The organism is Methylobacterium sp. FW102-HT35C08, assembly GCF_058790235.1.
This window is the reverse complement of record NZ_JBYTCL010000002.1, coordinates 3904744-3925000: the sequence shown is the minus strand read 5'-3', so window position 1 is coordinate 3925000 and position 20257 is coordinate 3904744. Positions and strand designations below refer to the sequence as shown.

Annotated in this window: 23 protein-coding genes (1 of these 23 cut by a window edge); 12 read left to right on the top strand and 11 right to left on the bottom strand. The window is 70.4% G+C overall.

Annotated elements, in window-relative coordinates:
- Window positions 1-1010, top strand: the 3' portion of a protein-coding gene (locus AC3WSN_RS18665; RefSeq protein WP_492539939.1) for a sensor histidine kinase. Its footprint begins 499 nt before the window's first position; 1010 of the gene's 1509 nt are visible here — the last part of the coding sequence; the start codon falls outside the window, past its left edge; the stop codon is at window positions 1008-1010.
- 61 nt (window positions 1011-1071) lie between these two features.
- A complete protein-coding gene (locus AC3WSN_RS18660; RefSeq protein ID WP_492539937.1) occupies window positions 1072-1857 on the top strand; it encodes a 3-hydroxybutyrate dehydrogenase in 786 nt (261 codons plus the stop codon).
- 91 nt (window positions 1858-1948) lie between these two features.
- Here the strand turns inward: AC3WSN_RS18660 and AC3WSN_RS18655 are convergent, their stop codons facing one another.
- A complete protein-coding gene (locus AC3WSN_RS18655; protein WP_192707831.1) occupies window positions 1949-2326 on the bottom strand; it encodes a CsbD family protein in 378 nt (125 codons plus the stop codon).
- Window positions 2327-2481: 155 nt separating this feature from the next.
- Window positions 2482-3468, bottom strand: a complete 987-nt coding sequence (gene meaB, locus AC3WSN_RS18650) for a methylmalonyl Co-A mutase-associated GTPase MeaB (protein WP_492539935.1) — start codon at window positions 3466-3468, stop codon at window positions 2482-2484.
- 190 nt (window positions 3469-3658) lie between these two features.
- Here meaB and AC3WSN_RS18645 point away from each other — a divergent pair, with 190 nt between their 5' ends.
- The gene (locus tag AC3WSN_RS18645) at window positions 3659-4687 is read left to right on the top strand and encodes an alpha/beta hydrolase (protein ID WP_192707833.1); all 1029 of its coding nucleotides are present in this window, start codon (window positions 3659-3661) and stop codon (window positions 4685-4687) included.
- A 15-nt stretch (window positions 4688-4702) separates the two neighbouring features.
- On the opposite strand, the gene AC3WSN_RS18640 is transcribed toward AC3WSN_RS18645, so the two are convergent.
- Complete coding sequence (locus tag AC3WSN_RS18640) at window positions 4703-5587, bottom strand: transglutaminase-like domain-containing protein (protein WP_492539933.1); 885 nt, start codon at window positions 5585-5587, stop codon at window positions 4703-4705.
- A gap of 238 nt (window positions 5588-5825) precedes the next feature.
- Between AC3WSN_RS18640 and AC3WSN_RS18635 the strand changes: the two genes are divergently transcribed.
- The 3 genes from AC3WSN_RS18635 to AC3WSN_RS18625 all read left to right on the top strand — a co-directional run bounded on the left by AC3WSN_RS18635 (window position 5826) and on the right by AC3WSN_RS18625 (window position 7923).
- Window positions 5826-6167 carry a hypothetical protein gene (locus AC3WSN_RS18635; protein ID WP_210029792.1) on the top strand — a complete coding sequence of 114 codons (342 nt, stop codon included), beginning with the start codon at window positions 5826-5828 and terminating at the stop codon, window positions 6165-6167.
- A gap of 70 nt (window positions 6168-6237) precedes the next feature.
- A complete protein-coding gene (locus AC3WSN_RS18630) occupies window positions 6238-6750 on the top strand; it encodes a DUF533 domain-containing protein (RefSeq protein ID WP_492539931.1) in 513 nt (170 codons plus the stop codon).
- Between the two features lie 108 nt (window positions 6751-6858).
- Window positions 6859-7923 (top strand): esterase, encoded by a 1065-nt coding sequence (locus tag AC3WSN_RS18625; protein ID WP_492539930.1) that lies wholly within the window; start codon window positions 6859-6861, stop codon window positions 7921-7923.
- Between the two features lie 186 nt (window positions 7924-8109).
- Here AC3WSN_RS18625 and AC3WSN_RS18620 read toward each other — a convergent pair whose 3' ends face one another.
- Both AC3WSN_RS18620 and AC3WSN_RS18615 read right to left on the bottom strand, forming a co-directional pair.
- Complete coding sequence (locus tag AC3WSN_RS18620; RefSeq protein ID WP_492539928.1) at window positions 8110-9291, bottom strand: pyridoxal phosphate-dependent aminotransferase; 1182 nt, start codon at window positions 9289-9291, stop codon at window positions 8110-8112.
- A 23-nt stretch (window positions 9292-9314) separates the two neighbouring features.
- Window positions 9315-9506, bottom strand: coding sequence for a hypothetical protein (locus AC3WSN_RS18615; RefSeq protein ID WP_192707839.1), 192 nt, complete (start codon window positions 9504-9506; stop codon window positions 9315-9317).
- A gap of 206 nt (window positions 9507-9712) precedes the next feature.
- On the opposite strand from AC3WSN_RS18615, the gene AC3WSN_RS18610 reads away from it, so the two are divergent.
- Window positions 9713-9973, top strand: a complete 261-nt coding sequence (locus AC3WSN_RS18610) for a hypothetical protein (RefSeq protein ID WP_238199915.1) — start codon at window positions 9713-9715, stop codon at window positions 9971-9973.
- 6 nt (window positions 9974-9979) lie between these two features.
- Here the strand turns inward: AC3WSN_RS18610 and AC3WSN_RS18605 are convergent, their stop codons facing one another.
- Entirely contained in the window at window positions 9980-11374 is a 1395-nt protein-coding gene (locus AC3WSN_RS18605) for an ATP-binding protein (protein ID WP_192707841.1), read from the bottom strand.
- Between the two features lie 378 nt (window positions 11375-11752).
- Between AC3WSN_RS18605 and AC3WSN_RS18600 the strand changes: the two genes are divergently transcribed.
- The 4 genes from AC3WSN_RS18600 to AC3WSN_RS18585 are packed head-to-tail and all read left to right on the top strand — an operon-like array spanning window position 11753 to window position 14427.
- Window positions 11753-12076, top strand: coding sequence for an XdhC family protein (locus AC3WSN_RS18600; protein ID WP_192707842.1), 324 nt, complete (start codon window positions 11753-11755; stop codon window positions 12074-12076).
- Window positions 12076-12777 carry an XdhC family protein gene (locus tag AC3WSN_RS18595; protein WP_192707843.1) on the top strand — a complete coding sequence of 234 codons (702 nt, stop codon included), beginning with the start codon at window positions 12076-12078 and terminating at the stop codon, window positions 12775-12777. The genes AC3WSN_RS18600 and AC3WSN_RS18595 overlap by 1 nt, the downstream gene beginning before the upstream one ends.
- Window positions 12774-13823: a molybdopterin-binding protein gene (locus tag AC3WSN_RS18590; RefSeq protein ID WP_192707844.1), complete on the top strand. Its 1050-nt coding sequence runs from the start codon at window positions 12774-12776 to the stop codon at window positions 13821-13823. The genes AC3WSN_RS18595 and AC3WSN_RS18590 overlap by 4 nt, the downstream gene beginning before the upstream one ends.
- On the top strand, window positions 13816-14427 hold the full coding sequence (locus AC3WSN_RS18585) for a nucleotidyltransferase family protein (protein ID WP_192707845.1): 612 nt from the start codon (window positions 13816-13818) through the stop codon (window positions 14425-14427). The genes AC3WSN_RS18590 and AC3WSN_RS18585 overlap by 8 nt, the downstream gene beginning before the upstream one ends.
- Window positions 14428-14431: 4 nt before the next feature.
- Here AC3WSN_RS18585 and AC3WSN_RS18580 read toward each other — a convergent pair whose 3' ends face one another.
- A complete protein-coding gene (locus AC3WSN_RS18580; protein ID WP_192707846.1) occupies window positions 14432-14605 on the bottom strand; it encodes a DUF2256 domain-containing protein in 174 nt (57 codons plus the stop codon).
- Window positions 14606-14638: 33 nt separating this feature from the next.
- Window positions 14639-15805, bottom strand: coding sequence for an OpgC family protein (locus tag AC3WSN_RS18575; RefSeq protein WP_492539923.1), 1167 nt, complete (start codon window positions 15803-15805; stop codon window positions 14639-14641).
- A gap of 276 nt (window positions 15806-16081) precedes the next feature.
- On the opposite strand from AC3WSN_RS18575, the gene AC3WSN_RS18570 reads away from it, so the two are divergent.
- The gene (locus AC3WSN_RS18570; protein ID WP_492539921.1) at window positions 16082-17029 is read left to right on the top strand and encodes an NAD-dependent epimerase/dehydratase family protein; all 948 of its coding nucleotides are present in this window, start codon (window positions 16082-16084) and stop codon (window positions 17027-17029) included.
- Window positions 17030-17103: 74 nt separating this feature from the next.
- Here AC3WSN_RS18570 and ettA read toward each other — a convergent pair whose 3' ends face one another.
- The 3 genes from ettA to AC3WSN_RS18555 form a co-directional block, all read right to left on the bottom strand.
- Entirely contained in the window at window positions 17104-18756 is a 1653-nt protein-coding gene (gene ettA / locus AC3WSN_RS18565; RefSeq protein WP_192707849.1) for an energy-dependent translational throttle protein EttA, read from the bottom strand.
- 183 nt (window positions 18757-18939) lie between these two features.
- Entirely contained in the window at window positions 18940-19245 is a 306-nt protein-coding gene (locus AC3WSN_RS18560) for a hypothetical protein (protein ID WP_192707850.1), read from the bottom strand.
- 11 nt (window positions 19246-19256) lie between these two features.
- Entirely contained in the window at window positions 19257-20147 is an 891-nt protein-coding gene (locus AC3WSN_RS18555; RefSeq protein ID WP_492539919.1) for a DNA/RNA non-specific endonuclease, read from the bottom strand.
- Between the last annotated feature and the right edge of the window lie 110 nt (window positions 20148-20257).

Below are 20257 nucleotides of genomic sequence, written 5' to 3'. Positions count from 1 at the left end.
ACCGGCTGCGCGCGGTGGTCGGGCGCGCCTTCGTCACCTCGCTCGCCGCCGTGGTGTTCCTCGGGGTGATCGGCGGCTGGCTCGCAGCCAGCCGGGTCCTGCGCCGGGTCGATGCCATGACTCAGACCACCCGGGCGATCATGGCGGGCGATCTGGACGGCCGGCTCCACGTAGCCGGTAACGGCGACGAGCTCGACCGCCTCGCCTCGAGCCTCAACCAGATGCTGGAGCGCATCGGCGAGCTGATGCGCGGTATGCGCGAGGTGTCCGACAACATCGCCCACGATCTGAAGACGCCGCTGACCCGCCTGCGCAACCGGGCCGACGAGGCCCTGCGCCGCGCCTCATCGCCGGAGGAGCTGCGCGCGGCGCTCGAGGCCGTCATCGAGGAAGGCGACGGCCTGATTCGGGTGTTCAACGCCCTCCTGATGATCGCCCGGCTGGAGGCCGGCAGCGCCCGGGAAATTCTGGTGCCGCTGGATCTCGGGCAGGCGGTGCGGGGCGTCGGCGACCTGTACGAGGCGCTCGCCGAGGATCAGGGGCTCGTCCTCGACGTGCGCACGGAGGAGGGCCTGACGATCGCCGGCAACCGCGAGCTGATCGGGCAGGCTCTGGCCAATCTCGTCGACAACGCCCTGAAATACGGAGCCGCCTCGGACGGCACGGCGGCGTGTGTCACCCTCGAAGCGTGGAGTGCGGGCGAGACCGTCCGCCTCGCTGTCTCCGACCCCGGGCCGGGTATCCCAGAGGCGGAGCGCGCCCGCGTGCTCGATCGCTTCGTGCGGCTGGAGGACGCCCGCACGCGACCCGGATTCGGGCTCGGCCTCAGCCTCGTCAACGCCGTTGTCCGCCTGCACCAGGGGACGCTGCGCCTCGCAGACAACGCGCCGGGTCTGCGGGTGGAGATCAGCTTCCCGGCCGAAACGGGGGCGGGGGGCGAGACCGGTGACATCGGGCACGCACCGCCATCGGACGGCCCTGTGCCGGCGGCGCCCTCACGCGCTAGGTAGGTCTTCGACCCGGCTTGCCGCGGCCGCCGCACCTGATCGGCCGTGCGTCCCAGGAGGCTCCATGACCCTCAAGACCAAGACCGCCCTCGTCACCGGCTCCACCAGCGGGATCGGCCTCGCCATCGCCCGCGCGCTCGCGGCGGAGGGTGCGAACGTCGTGCTGAACGGCTTCGGAGACGCGAACGCTATCGAGGACGCGCGCGCGGGGATCGAGAGCGCCTACGGGGTCAAGGCCCACTACTCGGCTGCCGATATGAGCAAGCCGGCGGCGATCACCGCCATGGTGCGGGAGGCGGAAGAGGCGTTCGGATCCGTCGACGTGCTGGTCAACAACGCCGGCATCCAGTTCGTCTCGCCGATCGAGGAGTTTCCGGCGGAGAAGTGGGAACAGATCATCGCGATCAACCTGTCCTCGGCGTTCCACGCGATGCACGCGGCCATTCCCGGGATGAAAGCGCGCGGCTGGGGCCGGATCATCAACACGGCCTCGGCGCACTCGCTGGTCGCCTCGCCGTTCAAGTCGGCCTATGTGGCGGCCAAGCACGGGATCGCGGGCCTCAGCAAGGCGGCGGCACTGGAACTCGCGCCTTACAAGATCACCGTGAACTGCATCTCGCCGGGCTACGTGTGGACGCCGCTCGTGGAGGCGCAGATCCCCGACACCATGAAGGCCCGCGGCCTGACCAAGGAAGAGGTGATCGAGGACGTGCTGCTGAAGGCGCAGCCGACCAAGGAATTCGTCACAGTCGATCAGGTCGCCGCCCTCGCGGTGTTCCTGTCTTCCGACGCAGCGAGCCAGATCACCGGCGCCAACATCAGCATGGATGGCGGCTGGACGGCGCAGTAGCCGGTTATCTGGGTTCGATCCGACCCATCGCGGCGCGGTCGCGAGACGTCCTGGAGCAGCCCCGCCCGGTGACGGGCGGGGCCATCCATCTTCAGCGGCGGCCGTGGACCAGCAAGGCCAGGCCGTAGCCGACGGCACCCGCGATCAGCAGCGCGACCAGAGGATTCTCCTCCACCCGGGCGCCGACGGCGGCGCGCCCGTCACGCAGGTAGGAGCCGCTTCGGCCGTAGGCGTCGCCCGCCACGTCGCCGGCGCGATCATAGGCATCGCTCGCGTAGTCGCTCGCCCGGTCGGCGAGGTCGCGCGCCTTATCCTTCACCTGCCCGTAGACATTCTGGGCTTGACCCTGAGCCTCGCGGAAGCGCCCCTCGACCGAGTCGCGATTCGAGCCCACGAAATCGCCGGCCGCCCCCTGAACCTTGCCGGCAGCCTCCTTGGCGCCGCCGACGATCCGATCCGTATCCACCATGGCACTCTCCTGGACGTGAGCACGGCGCCGCGACAGGGGCGCCGCTCGTTACGCCGTCGTCCACCGAACGCGCGAGATGGCGTTTGTGCCCCCCGGCCGATGCGAATTTGTGCGCCTCGAACCGGCGCCACGGAGGAGACGTGCCGCGAAACCCGTCAGAGGCCGATCAGCTCGGCGATGGCGGCCGCGCCTGCGGCCGGGGAGGTCTCGCCCCGGGCGACGCCCGCCTCCGCCTCGGCGGTCCGGCGCCGGATCTCGGGCGAGCCGACGAGGCGCTGGTGCAGGCGCTCGTCCACCAGCGCCCACATCCACTTCACATCCTGCGTCCGGCGCTTCGCCTGGATCTCGCCGGTGGCGGTGAGCTTCTCCCGGTGATCGACGATCTTCGCCCACAGGGCATCGAGCCGCAGGTTGTGGAAGCCCGAGATCGTTACCACCGGCGGCGACCAGGTCGCGGAGGCCGGCGTCAGGATGTGCAGGGCCGCCCGGTAATCCGAGGCGGCGGCGTTGGCCCGTTGCTCGGCCTCGCCGCTGTCGGCCTTGTTGACCGCGATCATGTCGGCGAGTTCCAGAATGCCCTTCTTGATGCCCTGCAGCTCGTCGCCGGCCCCGGGCAGCATCAGCACGAGGAAGAAGTCCGTCAGGTCGGCGACCGCCGTCTCCGACTGGCCGACGCCCACCGTCTCGACCAGGATCACGTCGAATCCCGCAGCCTCGCAGAGCAGCATCGTCTCGCGGGTTTTCGCCGCGACGCCGCCCAGGGTGCCGGATGACGGGGAGGGACGGATGAACGCGCGCGGATCATGCGCGAGCCGTGCCATCCGGGTCTTGTCGCCCAGGATCGAGCCGCCGGTGCGCGAGGAGGACGGATCGACCGCCAGCACCGCCACCTTGTGGCCGGCCTCCGTGAGATTCGAGCCGAGAGCATCGATGGTGGTCGATTTGCCGACGCCGGGCACGCCGGTGATCCCGACCCGGATCGCCCGCCCGGTCTCCGGCAGAACGGAGTCGATCAGGTCCGACGCGAGCGCCCGGTGATCGGCGCGCTTCGACTCGGCCAGCGTGATCGCCCGGGCCAGGGCGGCGCGGTCACCGCGCAACAGGCGCTCGCGCAGGCTCTCGATGTCGATGGACGGCGTCATGGTCTCTTCATGGCGGCGCCGGCGGCCCCCGTCGAGAGGGCGTGCCGTCGGGGCGGGGGACGGATCGGCTGTGGTCCACACGCCACAAGCGCGGCCTTACCCGCTGTTCACACCGGTGTGGGGCGATCATGCCCCGCCATGGTCACGATCCTGGGCGACGGAGAACGCCCCGCCCGAGCGCACCCGGATCATGCCGAGCCATATCGTCTCACGCCGCATTCTTCTCCGGTTCGGCGCCCTCGCGGGCGCCGCGGGTCTCGCGCCGTCGCTCGGCGCCTGCGTCACCGACGATCTCGGAACCGGAGCCGGGCTGCCCGAAAAGCAATCGGCGCTCGACGTCATGCCGGTGCTGCTGGTGGCGACCACCCGCAAGCCCGTGGGCAACCCACCGCGCCCGCCGTATTTCAGCAGTGATCGCGGACGCGGCCTGAGCTTCGCCGAAGTGCGCCTGTCGCCCCCCGACCGTTCCTTGCTGGGGAAGGTCTCGGCCGTCATCACCGGCGACTGGACCATCGGGGCGGTGCCGAAGACCGAGACGGGCCCGGCCGCCGCCGAAGCCTTCGCGCAGGCCGCCCTGGGCCGCGACGTGCTGATCTACGTCCACGGCTACCGCGAATCGTTCGAATCGGCTGCTGTCAGCGCCGCCCGGCTCTCCGACGGGATCCGGTTCCGCGGCGTCTCGGGCCTGTTCACGTGGCCGTCGGCGGCCGCGACCCTCGATTACAATTACGACCGCGAGAGCGCCCTGTGGTCGCGCGACGCCTTCGAGGATCTGCTCAAGGCCCTGGCCGCCTCGCCGAGCGGCGGCCGGATCAACATCGTCGCGCACTCGATGGGCACGCTCCTGACCCTGGAGACCCTGCGCATGCTGCGCGCCGAGGCCGGCGAGGCGGCGATGACGCGCATCGGCGCGGTCGTGCTCGCCGCGCCCGACATCGATTTCGACCTCTTCTCCAACGGCGTCGCCCGGCTGGGACCCGACGTCTCGAAGATCACCGTGATCTCCGCCACCAACGATCGCGCCCTCGAGCTCTCGGCCGCGATCGCGGGCGGCGTTCGGGCCGGCGCCGTCGACCGTGCCAAGCTGGAGGCGCTCGGCGTGCGCGTCGCGGACGCCTCCGATTACGGCGGCGGCCTGATCAACCACGACCTGTTCCTCTCGAATCCGGAGGTTCAGGGCGTGGTCAAGCGTGCCATTGCCCGGGGCGCCGGCGTCTGAGGGCCCGCAGAACGCTCAGCTCATCCGGGTCGCCATACTCTGTGGCGGAAGCGGCTCCTCGGGCGGGAGGGTTGCGACCGTGGACCTTTCGGTCTGGTCGACCTGGTCGGCCCAGACCCGGAAGCCGACGAGCGGATTGGGTCCGAACGTGTGTGTCAGCGGGACGTCCGCGGCGTCGCGGCCGTAGGCCACCATCACCCGCCCGACCCGCGGGCTGTTGTTGCGCGGGTCGAACACGTGCCATCGGCCGCCGAGATAGACCTCCATCCAGGCGGCGAAATCGCCGGCCGGATGCGGCTCGGGCTCGCCGAGGAAGCTGACATAGCCGGTGCAGTAGCGCGTCGGGATGTTGAGGGCGCGGCAGAACGCCACCGCGAGATGCGTGAAATCCCGGCAAACGCCGCGCCCGCCCGCATAGGCGTCGACGGCCGTCCGGTCCCGGTGCGCGAACTCATAGCCGAACGCGATGTGGCCATGGACGAAGTCGCAGACCGCCTGCACACGTTCCCAGCCCGGCGTGATCCCGCCGAACAGCTGCCACGCCGTGTCGGCCAGAAGGTCCGATTCGCAGTAGCGGCTGGGCAGCAGGAACACGATGGTCTCCGGCGGCAGAGCCTCGACGGCGTGCTGCTCGGCGTCCGGATGCGCCGGATCGGGCTTCCCGTCATCGCGGATCACCGCATCGGTGCCGATGGTGAAGCTGCCGGCCGGCGCGGTCAGGCGGCCGCACAGATTGCCGAAGCCGTCCCGATAGATCTCCACGGGCACGGGCGGCTCGGTGCGGAGCGCGTCGGGTTCCTCGAGGGCACCGGCCCGGGAGGGATGCACGTTGAGCATCACCACCATGGGCACCGGATAGGGAAAGGCGTAGCGCATCTCGCAGCCGAGCCTGATCCGCATGGGCGGGAATTCCTTCCATTGTCCAATGCTGGCCGTCCTGGCCGGACGTGCGGCGCCGAATCGTGCCGCCACCGCGGTGGCGGGCTTGGCGCCCGGCCGCTTCACCCCTACAGCATCCCGGCGCGGCGCCCAGGACCGCCGGTCGAAACCCACGGGTTTTCGCCCGGGGCTCGGCGTCGCACCCGCGCGATCCCGTCGACCGGGCGCGCCTGAGGACGGTTACGAGAGGGATGCCGGCATGTTCACGCTCGAGATCGACGGCACCGCCGTTGCGGTGATCAACAGCGACGAGGCGTCCGCCAAGGACCTGTTCACCTGTGAGGGTTTCAAGGAGGACATCCGGACCATGACGAGCGAGGGCAAGCCGCTCTGGAACGGCACCTCCGCGCTCAAGGTCCGGGCCGCCACCGAGGACGAGATCGAAATCTTCGAGGACGCCCTGGCGGAGGATGACGGGGAGGGAGAGTTCACCGACGACGCCCGCCACGCCGACGCCGAGTCGGACGACGAGGACGAGGCCGACATCGTCTTCCTGGTGGATATCGATGAGGACGAAGACGAGGACGAAGCCGACGCCTGAGCGCGGCTGAACCCAAGAGCCTCCCGGGTGGTTTCCGATCGGATTTGGACATCACGACCGGGAGGACGGCATGGCTGACAGCAGGCGGATCGTCGACGCGCTGGTGCGCGCGCGGCGCGGCGGGCTGGCTACGGGTGCGGCGCTCGGCGGCCTCGCGCTGATCGGCGGCCTCGCCTTCCGGGCCCTGCGCGGTATGGCGCCGCCCGAGACCGGCGGGCCTGATTTCACGAGTGTCGATGAGGACGAGGCCCGGCTGATGCTGCGGGCCATGGTGGCGGCGACCACGGCGGACGGCATGGTCGACGCCGCGGAGCGCAAGCGTCTCGACGCCGCCGTGGCCGAGGCGGGCCTCGATGCCGACGGTCGGTCATGGCTGGAGCGCGAGCTCGCGAGCCCGGCCGATCTCGACGAGATCGCCGACCGCGTCGCGGGACCGGATGCGGCGGCGCGGATCTACGCGGCGGCCCGGCTCGCGATCGATCCCGACACGATCCAGGAGCGACAGTTCCTGAAGATGCTCGCCGAGGCCCTGGACCTTCCCGCAGAGGCCGCCGCCCGGGTCGAGCGCGACATCGCGGCCTGACGGCAGGCCGTCGCGCCGGCCGCTCTCCCATGGCGACCGGGCTCTGTGCTAGGCATGCATGGCGTGATGCGGTTCGGGCGGATCATTCGCGGGGAGACGGGACATTTCATGCCGAGTCTGTCAGTGCCCGCGCTGGGGCGCGCCCGGCGGATCGCCGGCGCGCTGGGCGTCGCCATGCTGATCGCGGGTGGACCCGCCTCCGCGGCCGATCCCGCTCCGGGGCCGCTCACGATCGCCGAGCAGGGCAGCTTCTTCGTCGGCGGCCGCGACGTCCAGTCGGACACGCTCTCGACGCTGCCGGCCTACGCGCCCTCGGGGACGATCAGCGTCGATCAGATCTATGTCCGCTATCAGATCCCGGTGAGCGCCGGCCGGCCGCCGCTGGTCCTGATCCATGGCTGCTGCCTCACCGGCAAGACCTGGGAGACGACGCCGGACGGGCGCACGGGCTGGGACGAGTTCTTCGTCCGGCATGGTTTTCCGACCTACGTGATCGATCAGGCGTGGCGCGGGCGCTCGGCGGCGAGCCCGGCGCAGATCAACGCCGTGAAGACCGGCCGGGCCGATCCGAACGCCCTGCCCACCGTCTTCTCGGCCGGGCGCGAGCCGGCCTGGGCGATCTTCCGGTTCGGTCCGGAATACCCGAAGGTGTTCCCGGACATGCAATTCCCCCTGGAGGCCCAGGGCGAGTTCTGGAAGCAGATGGTTCCCGATTGGTCGGCGGCGCTGCCGGTGCCGAACCCGACCGTGCCGGCCCTCTCGGAACTCGCCAAGCGCCTCAAGGGCGCGGTGCTGATCTCGCATTCGCAGTTGGGAATCTACCCGTTCCAGACCGCCGCCCTCGACCGCTCCGGGATCCGCGCCCTCGTGGCCATCGAGCCTGCGGCGTGCCCGGACCCGGCCAAGGACGACTTGGCCCCCTACAAGGACCTGCCGATCCTCGTGCTGTTCGGCGACTACGTCGATGCCTCGCCCCGCTGGGCGCCCCGGCTCAAGCAGTGCCGCGGCTTCGTGGCTGCGGCGAACGCGGCCGGTGGCCGGGCCGAGTTGATCCTGCTGCCGGAGATCGGCATCCACGGCAATTCGCACATGCTGATGCAGGACAAGAACAGCCTGGACATCGCCGACTGGCTGTCCGGCTGGATCGACAAGCGCGCGCCGGGCAAGTCGTGAGGCGGACGGGTCCGGTATCCGGTTGAGTTCCCACCCGTAACCTCATCCTGAGGTGCCCGCGTCAGCGGGCCTCGAAGGAGGGCTCCGGGAATCGCTGCGGGATCTGGAGGGCTCCTTCGAGGCCTCCGCTTCGCTCCGGCGCCTCGGGATGAGGGCGCGGATGGGATGTCGCTCTGCCCGGAACGCTCAGCCCGGCCTGCGCGCGCTGAGGAACGTGCCCATCCGCTCCAGCGCGCGGCGGATGTTCTCCGCCGAGTTGGCGTAGGACAGGCGGATATAGCCCTCGCCGTGGATTCCGAAATCCGGGCCGCCGATCACCGCGACGCCTGCCTCCTCCAGCAGGGTCGAGGCCAGGGCCTTCGCCTTCCAGCCGGTCCGGGAGATGTTCGGGAAGGCGTAGAACGCGCCCTTCGGGGCGATGCACGACACGTCCGGCAGGCCGTTCAGGCCGTCGACCACGATCGCCCGGCGCCGATCGAACTCGGCGACCATTTCGGCCACGCAATCCTGCGGGCCATCGAGCGCGGCGATCCCCGCCCATTGCGTCGCCGCGTTCACGCAGGAATGCGCGTTGACCGCGAGCTTGCGCGCGGCGTCGTAGAGCGGCTTCGGCCAGACCGACCAGCCGAGCCGCCAGCCGGTCATCGCGTAGGTCTTCGACGCGCCGTCGAGATAGACCAGCCGGTCGCGGATCTCGGGATACGTCAGAAGCGAGTGATGCTGCTCGCCGTCATACGTCATCGTGCCGTAGATCTCGTCCGACAGCACCGCCACGTCCGGGTGCTCCGCCAGACCCTTCACCAGGGCGTCGATCTCGGCCTTCGGCGTCACGCCGCCCGTGGGGTTGGCGGGCGAGTTGACGATCAGCAAGCGGGTCTTCGGCGTGATCAGCGCCAGGGTCTCGGCCGCCGAGAAGGCGAAGCCGTTCTCCTCGCGGATCGGCACCGGGACCGGCGTCGCGCCGGTGAACTCGATCATCGAGCGGTAGATCGGGAATCCGGGATCCGGATACAGGATCTCGGTCCCCGGCGCGCCGAACATCAGGATCGCCATGAACATGGTGACCTTGCCGCCCGGCACGATCATCACGGAATCCGGCGAGACCTCGACGCCGTGGCGGCGGTGGATGTCGCGGGCCACGGCCTCGCGCAAGCCCGGGATGCCCACCGCCGGCGTGTAGCCGTGGTGACCGTCGCGCAGGGCCTTGATGCCGGCCTCGACCACGTGGGCGGGGGTCGGCATGTCCGGCTGGCCGATGCCGAGATTGATCACGTCGCGGCCCTGGGACGCCAGGGCCTGGGCGCGGGCGAGCACCGCGAAGGCATTCTCCTCGCCGATGCGCGAGAAGGCCGGGACCACGTGCAGCATCGCGCCCTCCGGGCCGAGTCAGATCAGTGCTTGGCGCGCTCGGACAGCTTCATCGCGCCGAACGACATCGCCACCGCGATCGCGCCCAGGATCACGAAGGTCTTCACCGACGCGTAGAACAGGTCCGGATTGATGCCCTCATCCGTGTAGAGCACGAGGCCGATCGCGGCGAGCGGCAGGGACAGCAGGATGAAGAGGGGGACGAGCGGGTTCATGTTCGACACTCAGATCCGGCACGCGGTCATCCGCGGCTCATAGGCAGCGCGCCTGCATATCACCCCGCCGCGCAGCTTGGGACCCCACAGGCTGCAGTTTTTCTCCGGACCGGCTGGACGCAAACAGATACGCAAGCATTTAGCCCGATATTGCCTCTGCGAGAGGACAAAACCGTATGGCTCGGACGTCGGTTACTTCAAATGGGATGGGGCGCGAAGCGTCCCCGGTTGACCTTCTCGCCCTCCATATCGGCAAGCTCCTGCGTCATCCGGCCTACCGGCGCGCGAGCATCGTCAGTCCGCTGCTGCTGCGCCATCTGCCGCACGGGTCCGGCTACGACTGGAACGGCGAGGCGGCCCTGCGCGAGCGTCTTCGCCACGCCGCCCTCGATCAGGCGAGCCTCGACCACCTCCTCCGGAACGTGCAAGCCGAGTGTCAGCGCCTGCGTCAGCCAACCGAGCGCTGAGCCGGCTCACGCCGGGACCCGGACGGTGGCGCGCAGGCCGCCCAACGGGCTGTCCTGCAGGGTGATGTCGCCGCCGTGGGCTCGGGCGATGTCCCGGGCGATGGCTAGCCCGAGGCCGGACCCACCGGCATCCTGGCGGGCATCGTCGAGCCGCACGAACGGCTTGAACACCGCCTCGCGGCTCTCGGGCGGGATGCCCGGGCCGTCATCGTCGATCGAGACGAAGAAGGCGCGGGCCTCCAGGCGTCCGGAGATCGCCACCGTCTCGGCATAGCGGGCCGCGTTGGCCGCGAGGTTGAACAGGCAGCGCCGGAAGGCGCCCGGCCGCACGGTGATCTCCGGCGCGCCGACGAGGTCCACCGTCGAGACGTGCGCGCCGAGGCGCTCCACGTCGCTCCGCAGATCCTCCAGCAGGGCGCGCATGTCCGTGGGCGTCGCGGGTTCGGCCGAATCGCCGCGCGCGAAGGCGAGATAGCCCTCCAGCATCCGGCTCATCTCGTCGACGTCGCGGCTGAGATCCTCGATCTCGCTGGTCTGCTCGACCAGCGCCAGGGAGAGGCGGAACCGCGTCAGGATGGTGCGCAGGTCGTGACTGACGCCGTTGAGCATCGTGGTGCGCTGCTCCATCGCCCGCTCGATGCGCCGCTTCATCTCGATGAAGGCGTGGCCGGCCTGCCGCACCTCGCGGGCGCCGCGCGGCCGGAACTCGATCTCCCGGCCCTTGCCGAAACCCTCCGCCACGGCGGCGAGCCGCAGGATCGGCTTGATCTGGTTGCGCAGGAACAGGATCGCCACGCCGAGCAGGACCAGCGAGGAGCCGATCATCCAGACCAGAAAGATGTGCGAGTTCGACGCGTAGGCCTGGCTGCGTCGGGCCGTGATGCGCATCACCCCGTCGGGGATCGCCACCCGGATCTCGATCAGGTTCGAGCGGCCGACCGTGTCGATCCAGAACGGGCGCCGGATCTGGCGCTTGATCTCGTCGGACAGCGCCTCGTCCAGGATCGAGAAGAACGGTCGCGGGCCCGGCGGCGGCAGCTTGGCGCCCTTGAGGATGTCGAGGTCGAGATTCAGCCGCTCGCCCGCGATCCGCGAGAGGGTGTCGGCATCCTTGTCCTGTGGATAGCTCTCGTAGATGTCGATCAGTGCGGCGACGTCCGCGGTCACGGCCGCGGACAGGCGCTTGGTCACCAGCTGCCAGTGCCGCTCCATGAAGGTGTAGGCGATCACCGACTGGAGCAGGACGACGGGCGCGATGATGATGATCAGCGAGCGGGCGTAAAGTCCCTTCGGCAGCACGTCGCCGATCGCCCGGCTGAGGCGCTTCCAGAGCCGGTGCGGGCCAGAGCGCGGCGGATCCTTTCGCAGAGCGCGCGCGAGAGCGGGATCGGGGGCGTTCATGAGGCTGGGCGCCGGGGCCGGGCCCATCCGGAGGATGGGGCATCGGTTTCAGCGAAACGTCCGCCCCGCGTCCGCATCCTGAGGTGCGGCGCAGCCGCCTCGAGGGAGGGCTCCAGCCAGCCGCGCGATCCCTGGTGGGCTCCTTCGAGGCCTCCGCTTCGCTCCTGCACCTCAGGATGAGGGCTTGTGTTGGATGGGCCGAACACGTCTCGGGATACCGCCTGCGCGAAAGGTTGTCCGGACAGAGTATGGCCGCACGCCGCGTTCCGCCATCGTTCTCTGACACGCGCTTCAGCCGCGAAGGCTTCTTGCACGGCGGCGCCCGGGCCATACCTGAGGGGTGCGGGGGGCGCCCGCCGGCCGAAGGTCTTCGAGGCCATGCTCAGCACCGATACCGACATCCTCACCGCCGCCGAGTCCTGGCGGCGCGACGGCCGCGCCGTGGCGCTGGCCACCGTCATCGAGACCTGGGGCTCGGCCCCGCGGCCCGTGGGCAGTCACCTCGTGGTCGACGGTGAGGGCAATTTCCTCGGCTCCGTCTCGGGCGGCTGCGTCGAGGGCGCGGTGATCACCGAGGCGATCGAGGTGATCGAGGCCGGTGCCCCACGCGTCCTCGAATTCGGCGTCGCCGACGAGACCGCGTGGCGGGCCGGTTTGTCCTGCGGCGGCCGGATCCGGGTCTTCGTCGAGCGGGTCGACTGATGCGCGCCGACCTTCTGACCGAACTCAACGCCGAGCGGGCGGCGCGCCGGGCCGCGATCCTCGTCACCGACATCGCCGACGGGAATCAGCGCCTCGTGCGCGAGGCGGAGATCGCCGCTGATCCGCTCGGGGCGGTGCTGGCCAAGCATCTCGCGTCCGGGAAGAGCGGCCTCGTCGAGGTCGACGGCCGGACGCTGTTCCTCACCGTGCAGGTTCCGCCGGTGCGGCTCGTGGTGGTCGGCGCCGTCCACATCTCGCAGGCGATGGCGCCGATGGCGGCGGGGCTCGACCTCGCCCTCACGGTGATCGACCCGCGCACGGCCTTCGCGACGCCCGAGCGCTTCCCGGGGATCGAGCTCGTGGCCGAGTGGCCGGACGCCGCGCTCGGGCAGAGCGTGCCGCCGCTCGACCGGTACAGCGCGCTCGCGGCCCTGACCCACGACCCCAAGATCGACGATCCGGCCCTGAAGGCGGCGCTGACGGCCGGGTGCTTCTACGTGGGCGCCCTCGGCTCGCGGAAGACCCATGCGGCCCGCGTCGCGCGGCTCACCGAGGCCGGGTTCTCGCCCGAGCAGATCGGCCGGATCCGGGCGCCGATCGGCCTCCCCCTCGGGGCGGTGAGCCCCGCCGAGATCGCGCTCGCCGTGCTGGCCGAGATCGTGGCGGCCCTGCGCCGCGCGCCCCGTCCGGAGGTCGCGTGAGGTTCGGTCCCGTCCCGGTCGCCGAGGCGGCCGGGCTGATCAGCGCCCATTCCGTCCGGCGCGACGGCATCACCCTTCGCAAGGGGGCGGTGATCGCCTCCGACACGGCGGCGTCCCTGGCGCGCGCCGGCCTGTCGGAGATCGTCGCGGCGACCCTGGAGCCGGGTGATGTCGGGGAAGACGCGGCCGCTGCTCGTCTGGCCACGCATCTTGCGGGTCCGAATCTGCGCGTCGAGCCGCCCTTTACTGGCCGCTGCAACCTCTTCGCAGAGACGGCCGGGGTCCTGACCCTGGATCCCGCGCAGATCGACGCCGTGAACGCGGTGGACGAGGCCGTGACGGTGGCGACGCTGCCGCGCTTCAAGCCAGTCGTCGCCGGCGAGATGGTCGCGACCGTGAAGATCATTCCCTACGCGGTGTCGGGTACGGTGCTGGATCGCGCCGACGCGGCGGCTGCGGGCAGCGCGCTGGCGGTCGCACCCTATCGCCGGCGGCGCGTGGGCGTGGTCTCGACCCGCCTGCCCAGCCTCAAGGAGACGACCATCGACAAGACCCTCCGGGTGCTGGCCGAGCGCCTCGTCCCGGCAGGCGCCGAGATTGTCGCCGAGACCCGGGTGCCGCACGCGGCCGAGGCGGTCGCCGCGGCACTCGTCGACGCGACCGACCGGGCCGGGGCCGACCTCGTGGTGGTGTTCGGCGCCTCGGCCATCGCCGACCGGCGCGACGTCATCCCGGCCGGGATCGCGGCGGCGGGTGGCCGGGTCGAGCATCTCGGGATGCCGGTCGATCCCGGCAACCTGCTGCTGATCGGCACCCGGAGCGACGTGCCGGTGATCGGCGCGCCGGGCTGCGCGCGCTCGCCCAAGGAGAACGGCTTCGACTGGATCCTGCACCGCCTGCTGGCCGATCTGCCCGTCAGCCGCGCCGACATCGTCGCGTTGGGGGTTGGCGGGCTGCTGATGGAGATCGTCTCGCGCCCGCAGCCGCGCGCTGGCGGCGAGACCGCGGGGGACGAGACGGAACCGGATCCGGACGCGCATGGCTGAGATCGGCGCTGAGATCGGTACGGTCTTGCTCGCCGCGGGTCTCGGCAGCCGCTTCGGCCCGGCGCCGAAGCTGCTCGCGCCCCTCGACGGCAAGCCGCTGGTGCGCCACGCGGCCGAGGCTGCCCTGGGCGCCCGTCCGCGCCCGGTGGTCGCCGTGCTGGGTGCGCATGCGCAGGCCGTGCGGGCCGCCCTCGACGGGCTCGACCTGATCGGCATCGACAACCCGGATTACCGCGCCGGTCTCGCCACCTCGCTGCGGGCCGGGCTCGCGGCTTTGCCGGAGACCTGCTCGGCCGCCGTGGTGGTGCTGGGCGACATGCCGCGCGTCACCGCCGCCCATATCGACCGCCTCGCGGCGGCCTTCGCGGGCGCGCGAGTCGAGCCGGCCGCCGTGGTCCCGGTGCAGGACGGACGGCGCGGCAATCCGGTGCTCCTCAACCTCCGCCGCCTCGGTCCCGAGATCGCCCGCCTCGACGGCGACCATGGCGCCGGGCCGCTCCTGAAGGGACGGGCGGACGTGCTGGAGATCCCGGGCGATCCAGGCACCGCCCTCGACATCGACACGCCGTCGGGTCTCGCCGTCCTGCAGGGCAGTCCGGCCTGACCGGTCAGCCCTCGGCCGCGTTGCGCTTGCGCGCCGTCTTGGCCTCGGCCCGGCACCGGTCGGAGCAGTAGCGGACCTCGTCCCAGACGCGCTCCCACTTCTTGCGCCACGCGAACGGCCGACCGCACTGCGCGCAGACCTTTTCCGGAAGGTCGCCCTTGCGGCGCATTGGCGGCATCGTTCCTCCTCCGAACCTCGGTCCGGCCGGCCATCACCGGCTGGCCGGCTTCGGGTCCGCCGATCCCCGGAGGCGAGCATCCAGGTGGCGTGCCAAGCCCAGCATGAGTGCCAGCCCGCCGAGATTGACGGCGACCTGCAGCGGCCATGTGGCGTCGAAGGTGCGGTAGAGGATGCGGCCGATGAGCGCCGCCAGGCAGCCGGCCGCGAAGACCTCCAGCGAATGCCGGCCGCAGGCATCGATCAGCCGGAATTGGCGCCACCGGCTGACGCGCAGCACGGCAGGAGCGCTGAACAGCAGGTAGCTCAGCGCCAGGATGTTGAGCAGGCGCAAGGGGCCGACATGGCTCTTGTCCGGCGTGTCGATCGCCAGCGGCCGCAGGTCCGGCAGGCCCCAATCGTTCCACGATCCCCCCTGGAACAGGGCGAAGATCAGATAGGCCGCGGCTGCGGCCGCGGCCCAGCCCCGCCAGGGCAGCAGGCCGTCATGGGCGCGGACGGCGAGGGCCAGGGCAGCCCCGATCACGAACAGGAACTGCCACGCGAACGGGTTGAAATACCACCCGTCATCCGCCGTGGCATTCGGCAGGTTCAGCTGGTGATCGAGGTTGGCGGCGAGCCACAGGGTGCCCGACAGGGCCAGGACACCCCAGACGCCGCGCCGCATCCCGAGATAGATCAGCGGAAACAGCGCCAGCAGCAGGATGTAGAGCGGCAGGATGTCGAGGTAGTTCGGCAGCGCGTTCAGCATGAGGCCGCGCAGCAGGCCCGGCAGGAGCCCCATCTGAAGCAGCGGCGCGACGCCGAAGCGCGGCGTCAGGCCGGTGAGGTCCATCCAGATTCGGACGATCACGAGCGTCGCGAGCAGGAGCCCCGCCTGGAACAGATAGATGCGCAGGCAGCGCCGCAGGATGCGCGCGACCGCCGTCCGGATGCCGGCGCGGCGGAACAGCCGGCCATAGGCGATCATCGAGGAGTAGCCGGCCAGGAGCACGAAGATCTCGGCGGCGTCCGAGAAGCCGAAATTGTGCAGTGTGAACAGGGCCGGCGCGTTGCGCGGGATGTGGTCCACGAAGATCGTCAGCAGCGCGAGGCCCCGCACCACGTCAACCCGCGCGTCGCGGATCGGCTTGGCGGGTTTCGGCCCGGCCCTGGGCCGGTCGGCGGCTGCTGGCCGCGCAAGATCCTCGGTGGTTGCCACGCAGCTCGTCATCGCGCCGTTCGCCGGCCGGATCGAACGATGCCGGCCGCACTGCAACATAGTGCGGTGGCGCGCAGCCGCTGCACGAGACCGCGCCGATCACGCGTCTTTGTTCCGGTATGGACAACAGCCCGGCCTGTCGAGGGTACTGCCCAGGCGATCGATGCAGCGTGATCAACCGCCGAACGCATCCGCTCTCGCATCGCGCCCGCACCCGCTATAGAGGCGGCGGATCGATCCGGCTCGGGTCGTCCATGCTGCCGAGAGGCCGGATCCATGCGCGTCCTCGTCACCGGAGCCGGAGATTACCTCGGCCGCCACCTGCTCGAAGCGCTGCGGCTGGGGCTGCCGGCCGGCAGCCACATCCTCGGCATCGACCGGACGGCACAGCCGCCCCTCGACGGCGTGACTTTCCGCGAGGTCGATCCGTTCGAGGCCGGCACGCTTGCCCAGGCGGTCGCGGCCTTCGATCCGGACATCGTCTTCCATCTCGCGGCCCTGGCCTCGGTGGCGCAATCGAGCGAGACGCCGTCCTATGCCTGGCGGGCGGATCTGCTCGGAACCTTGGCCCTCGCCGAGGCGGTGGCGAAGACGCGCGCCGCCCTCGTGTTCCTGAGCTCGACCGTGGTCTACGGGGAGGCGTTCCGGGATCGTCCGCGCCCGGACGAAAGCGTGACGCCAAGGCCCGACACCATCTCCGGGCGGACCAAGAACGCCTGCGAGTACATCCTGCGCGACGTGCTGGCCCATGCCGGCGTGAAGCACCTCGTGCTGCGGCCGTCGAACTACATCGGCCCCGGTCAGAGTGAGACCTTCGTGGTGGCCTCCTTCGCGGCCCAGATCGCCCGCATCGAGCGGGGGCTGGCGGCGGCGAGCCTGGACGTGGGCGACCTCTCGGCGGCGCGCGACTTCTTCGACGTCGCCGACTTCACCGCGGCGTGCCTGCGCGTCATTGAGCGGATCGACGCTCTGCCCGACGGCGCCATCTTCAACGTCGGATCCGGGGTGGTCACGTCGGTCGCGGAGATCCTCGACGCGCTCCGAACGATGACGGAGGCGACCTTCACGGTCCGGGCCACGCCCGACCGGGTCAGGCCGCAGGGTGTGCGCAGCGAGGGCTGCGACCCGGCGGCGTTCGCGGAGGCCACCGGATGGCAGCCCGCCGTTCCGCTCACACGCAGCCTGGCGGTGATCCTGGACGAAGCACGGGCACGCCTCGACTGATCACGCTCGGCTGAAGCAAACCGTGCGGGCCGCTCCCAGCCCACCCTGCGGGCGGGAGCGGGTTCCAGCGGCGCTCAGCGCGAGAAGCGCTTGTACTTGATCTTCTTCGGCATGATCGAATCCGCCCCGAGGCGGCGGACCTTGTCGGCCTCGTAGTCGGAGAAATTGCCCTCGAACCACTCGACGTGGCTGTCGCCCTCGAAGGCGAGGATGTGGGTGGCGATGCGGTTCAGGAACCAGCGATCGTGGCTGATGATCACCGCGCAGCCGGCGTAATCCTCCAGCGCGTCCTCGAGGGCGCGCAGGGTCTCCATGTCGAGGTCGTTGGTCGGCTCGTCGAGGAGCAGCACATTGGCGCCGCCCTTCAGGGTCCGGGCGAGGTGCACCCGGTTGCGCTCGCCGCCCGAGAGGGTGCCGACCTTCTTCTGCTGGTCGGGTCCCTTGAACGCGAAGGCCGCGCAATAGGCGCGCGAATTGATCTCGCGCTTGTTGAAATAGATGATGTCGTTGCCGCCAGAGACCTCCTGCCAGACCGTGGCGTTCGGATCGAGGGCGTCGCGCGACTGGTCGACGTAGCCGAGCTTGACCGTCTCGCCGACCTCGATCTTGCCGCTGTCGGGCTTCTCCTGGCCGGTGATCATCTTGAACAGGGTGGTCTTGCCGGCGCCGTTGGGGCCGATCACCCCGACGATCCCGCCCGGCGGCAGCTTGAACGACAGATCCTCGATCAGCAGCCGGTCGCCGAACGCCTTGCTGAGGTGCTCGAACTCGATGACGTTGTTGCCGAGCCGCTCGTCGATCGGGATGACGATCTGCGCGGAGGCGTCGACCTTCTGCGCCTGCTTGGCGACAAGCTCCTCGTAGCGGGTGATGCGCGCCTTCGACTTGGACTGGCGCGCCTTCGGCGAGGCGGCGATCCACTCCTGCTCGCGGGCGATGGAGCGCTGCCGGACCATGTCCTCGCGGCCCTCCTGCTCCAGGCGCTTCTGCTTCTGCACCAGCCACGCCGAGTAGTTGCCCTCGTACGGGATGCCCTTGCCGCGATCGAGCTCCAGGATCCAGCTCGTGACGTTGTCGAGGAAGTAGCGGTCGTGGGTCACAATCAGGATCGCGCCCGGATACTGGCGGAGATGGCCTTCCAGCCAGTTCACCGTCTCCGCGTCGAGGTGGTTGGTCGGCTCGTCGAGGAGCAGCAGCTCCGGCTCCCACAGGAGCAGCCGGCACAGGGCGATGCGGCGCCGCTCGCCGCCCGAGAGGGTGGCGACCGGCTGCTCGTCGCTCGGGCAGCCCAGGGCCTCCATGGCCTGATCGACCTTTGAATCGAGTTCCCAGAGACCCAGCGACTCGATCCGATCCTGGAGCTCGGTCATCTCGTCGGCGGTCTCCTCCGAGTAGTTCATGGCGAGCTCGTTGTAGCGGTCGAGCATGGCCTGCTTCTCGGCGACGCCCTCCATCACGTTCTCGCGGACGGACTTGTTCGGATCGAGCTGGGGCTCCTGCGGCAGGTAGCCGACGCGCGCGCCCTGCGCGACCCAGCCGTCGCCGGTGAAGTCCTTGTCGATGCCGGCCATGATCTTGAGCAGCGTCGACTTGCCCGAGCCGTTGATGCCGAGGACGCCGATCTTGGCATCGGGGTAGAACGACAGGTTGACGCTATCCAGGACCTTCTTGCCGCCGGTATAGGCCTTGGTCAGGCCCCGCATGTGGTAGATGAATTCGCGAGCCATCGCGGACAGTCCTCGGCGTGGTGTGCGGGAATGCGCAGTGCGTGCCAGCGGCACGGGCCAGGTGCGGGGCGTCTGCACCCGTCCTGTACGCGCGTTCTCCAAGATATAGAATGACGCTGTCCGAGTATCAGCCCCGCCGGGAAGCGGCAAGGTTGCCGCTTGAGGGGCAGGCAGGCGCGGTGGTCAGGCGAACGGATTGCGGACCGCGGTCGGCGCCGCGTCGGGCATGTCCGCAACCACCTCCGGCAGGTCGCCGGCCTCCAGGGCCTTCACGATCGCCGCCAGGGTCTCCCTGAGGCGCTTGGCCTGCGCGAGGCCCGCCTTGTCCCGCGTCAGGTCGAGGGAGCCGTGCACGGCGATTCGGTCGGTGCCGTTCTCGAACGACAGGGCGCCGACGCTGCGCACGGTGGCGTCGTCGGCGAAGGGCTCGAACCTGTCCTGGCCGTCGTCGCCGTGTTCGGGCCGGCTGCCGTGCCTGTCCTGGGCCATGGTCGCTCCCCTCAGAAGATCGAACGCAGGAGATCGTGCACGACCTTGCGCAGCACGCGATACCCCTCGCGCCGGAGCCAGTCCTGCCAAGTCTCCTCCCGGCGCGGGCGGTGCTCGTCCGAGCGGGCGCCGGCGTGCGGATCGGGCAGGCTCATCGCGGCATTCCGGGCCGCGGCCGGAAGGCCCGGGAACACGTCGATCCCCGAGTCGCGGGTCAACTCGTCGATCGAGACCGCCCGCCAATCCTTCGAATCGTCGTTGGGCGCGAGGTAGGCGCCGGCCTGCCCGCTCGCCGGATCGTAGAGCGCCTTGAACAGCCGGGTCGGAACCAGCACGCCGCCCCGGATCTGCTGCACCGCGTCGCCGGAGAAGATCACGCCTGTGACAACGAAGATCGACCCGCGCCGGCTCGCCAGGCGCCGGACGCTCTCCTCGATGTCGGCCCAGAGGCCGCGGTTCAGCACCCGGTTCTGGGGCACGATGTTGGCGAGGCTGAACGATTCGGCCTGGGCTTGCAGCGTCGGCATGTCGCCCGCCGGCGCCAGATGGCCCCGGTCGAAGCCGCTGCGGACGTAATCCTCCAGCGACGCGCGCTGGTCCTCCGGCAGCCGCGCCTCCTCGTGGAAGGAATCGTCCCGCGCCACCGTCCGCGCGTCGGCGACGCTCGCGCGGGTCAGATGCTCGGCCGCGTAGAGCGGCGTGCGCGCCGTTCCGGAATGGAGCACCGCGAAGGCCTCGAAGCACAGCGGCACGGTCCGCGCGGCGAGCTTGGGATTGGTGAGGACGGGCGCGCGGCCGTCCGCGAACAGCGCCGGACAGGCCTCATCGGCCCGGGCCGGCGCGGCGAGGACTGCCAAAGCCAGGATTGCGGCACAAAATTTCTGGCGCCGCCTCACCAGCATACCCGCACCCGGCGCGGGCCTTCAGGGGTCGGGCGATCCCGCCACGCGCAGGGACGACCCAGATTGCCGACGAAGGGTCGCGCATCGCGGTCCGGCCCTCCAGGGGCCGC

What these genes read in the sequence shown, in the direction of transcription:
- AC3WSN_RS18560 (WP_192707850.1), bottom strand. Translation starts at nt 19,245, where the DNA reads ATGGCCCAGGACAGGCACGGCAGCCGGCCCGAACACGGCGACGACGGC.
- AC3WSN_RS18615 (WP_192707839.1), bottom strand. Translation starts at nt 9,506, where the DNA reads ATGAACCCGCTCGTCCCCCTCTTCATCCTGCTGTCCCTGCCGCTCGCC.
- AC3WSN_RS18600 (WP_192707842.1), top strand. Translation starts at nt 11,753, where the DNA reads ATGCTCAGCACCGATACCGACATCCTCACCGCCGCCGAGTCCTGGCGG.
- AC3WSN_RS18625 (WP_492539930.1), top strand. Translation starts at nt 6,859, where the DNA reads ATGCCGAGTCTGTCAGTGCCCGCGCTGGGGCGCGCCCGGCGGATCGCC.
- AC3WSN_RS18640 (WP_492539933.1), bottom strand. Translation starts at nt 5,587, where the DNA reads ATGCGGATCAGGCTCGGCTGCGAGATGCGCTACGCCTTTCCCTATCCG.
- AC3WSN_RS18645 (WP_192707833.1), top strand. Translation starts at nt 3,659, where the DNA reads ATGCCGAGCCATATCGTCTCACGCCGCATTCTTCTCCGGTTCGGCGCC.
- meaB (WP_492539935.1), bottom strand. Translation starts at nt 3,468, where the DNA reads ATGACGCCGTCCATCGACATCGAGAGCCTGCGCGAGCGCCTGTTGCGC.
- AC3WSN_RS18555 (WP_492539919.1), bottom strand. Translation starts at nt 20,147, where the DNA reads ATGCTGGTGAGGCGGCGCCAGAAATTTTGTGCCGCAATCCTGGCTTTG.
- AC3WSN_RS18655 (WP_192707831.1), bottom strand. Translation starts at nt 2,326, where the DNA reads ATGGTGGATACGGATCGGATCGTCGGCGGCGCCAAGGAGGCTGCCGGC.
- AC3WSN_RS18605 (WP_192707841.1), bottom strand. Translation starts at nt 11,374, where the DNA reads ATGAACGCCCCCGATCCCGCTCTCGCGCGCGCTCTGCGAAAGGATCCG.
- AC3WSN_RS18635 (WP_210029792.1), top strand. Translation starts at nt 5,826, where the DNA reads ATGTTCACGCTCGAGATCGACGGCACCGCCGTTGCGGTGATCAACAGC.
- ettA (WP_192707849.1), bottom strand. Translation starts at nt 18,756, where the DNA reads ATGGCTCGCGAATTCATCTACCACATGCGGGGCCTGACCAAGGCCTAT.
- AC3WSN_RS18630 (WP_492539931.1), top strand. Translation starts at nt 6,238, where the DNA reads ATGGCTGACAGCAGGCGGATCGTCGACGCGCTGGTGCGCGCGCGGCGC.
- AC3WSN_RS18595 (WP_192707843.1), top strand. Translation starts at nt 12,076, where the DNA reads ATGCGCGCCGACCTTCTGACCGAACTCAACGCCGAGCGGGCGGCGCGC.
- AC3WSN_RS18660 (WP_492539937.1), top strand. Translation starts at nt 1,072, where the DNA reads ATGACCCTCAAGACCAAGACCGCCCTCGTCACCGGCTCCACCAGCGGG.
- AC3WSN_RS18585 (WP_192707845.1), top strand. Translation starts at nt 13,816, where the DNA reads ATGGCTGAGATCGGCGCTGAGATCGGTACGGTCTTGCTCGCCGCGGGT.
- AC3WSN_RS18620 (WP_492539928.1), bottom strand. Translation starts at nt 9,291, where the DNA reads ATGCTGCACGTGGTCCCGGCCTTCTCGCGCATCGGCGAGGAGAATGCC.
- AC3WSN_RS18570 (WP_492539921.1), top strand. Translation starts at nt 16,082, where the DNA reads ATGCGCGTCCTCGTCACCGGAGCCGGAGATTACCTCGGCCGCCACCTG.
- AC3WSN_RS18580 (WP_192707846.1), bottom strand. Translation starts at nt 14,605, where the DNA reads ATGCCGCCAATGCGCCGCAAGGGCGACCTTCCGGAAAAGGTCTGCGCG.
- AC3WSN_RS18610 (WP_238199915.1), top strand. Translation starts at nt 9,713, where the DNA reads ATGGGGCGCGAAGCGTCCCCGGTTGACCTTCTCGCCCTCCATATCGGC.